1 rRNA gene is annotated in these 1,320 nt (G+C 58.8%); it reads right to left on the reverse strand.

What is annotated here, in order from left to right:
• Positions 1 to 21 precede the first annotated feature (21 nt).
• Positions 22 to 1,320: ribosomal RNA gene (locus tag AC6I6L_RS20660) — 16S ribosomal RNA — on the reverse strand; the annotation flags it as partial.

Raw genomic sequence — 1,320 nt, forward strand, 5'->3', positions numbered from 1 at the left:
CGTCGGCCTGATCCCGGTCTGTGGAGGTGATCCAGCCGCAGATTCCCCTACGGCTACCTTGTTACGACTTAAGCCCCCTTGCGGAGCCCAGATTCGACCCGGTAACCGGGCCTCATCCGGACCCCACTCGGGTGCTTTGACGGGCGGTGTGTGCAAGGAGCAGGGACGTATTCACCGCGCCCTTCTGAGGCGCGATTACTACCGAATCCAGCTTCATGAGGGCGAGTTTCAGCCCTCAATCCGAACTACGATCGAGTTTCGGAGATTAGCGTTCCCTTTCGGGATAGCGTCCCACTGTCTCGACCATTGTAGCCCGCGTGTCGCCCAGCACATTCGGGGCATACTGACCTACCGTTGCCCATTCCTTCCTCCAGTTTGGCACTGGCAGTCTCCCTAATGTACCCATCGACCACAAGGGTCATGCTGGCAATTAGGGATGTGGGTCTCGCTCGTTGCCTGACTTAACAGGACGCCTCACGGTACGAGCTGACGGCGGCCATGCACCTCCTCTCAACGGCTCCAGTAAGGTCATCAACCTGACTTTCACTGCACGTTGTCGATGCTGGTGAGATGTCCGGCGTTGAGTCCAATTAAACCGCAGGCTCCTCCGGTTGTAGTGCTCCCCCGCCAATTCCTTTAAGTTTCATCCTTGCGGACGTACTTCCCAGGCGGTCTGCTTCTCGGCTTCCCTACGGCACACCACAGGCTCGTAGCCTGTGGCACACCTAGCAGACATCGTTTACAGCTCGGACTACCCGGGTATCTAATCCGGTTCGTGACCCGAGCTTTCGTCCCTCACCGTCGGATCCGTCTTTCCAGAGCGCTTTCGCCACCGGTGGTCCGTCCAGGATTACAGGATTTCACTCCTACCCCGGACGTACCCTCTGGATCTTCCGGTCCCAAGCCACACAGTTTCCACCGGACGCCTCCTCGTTAGGCGAGGAGATTTCCCGACGGACTTGTGTGGCCAGCTACGGACGCTTTAGGCCCAATAATAGCGGTCATCACTTGGGCTGCCGGTATTACCGCGGCGGCTGGCACCGGTCTTGCCCAGCCCTTATTCCTGTACCACCTTACGGTACAGAAAAGCGAGGACTATATGCCCTCGCACCTGGAGTCCCCTTATCGCACTGGCGTGCAGTGTAAAGGTTTCGCGCCTGCTGCGCCCCGTAGGGCCCGGTATCTTGTCTCAGATACCGTCTCCGGGCTCTTGCTCTCACAACCCGTACCGATTACTGGCACGGTGGGCCGTTACCCCACCGTCTACCTAATCGGCCGCAGCCACATCCTACAGCGTCGGAACGTTTCGAGCTCTCTGCA

The sequence above is a fragment of the Halosolutus sp. DAT137 genome, from assembly GCF_059736405.1.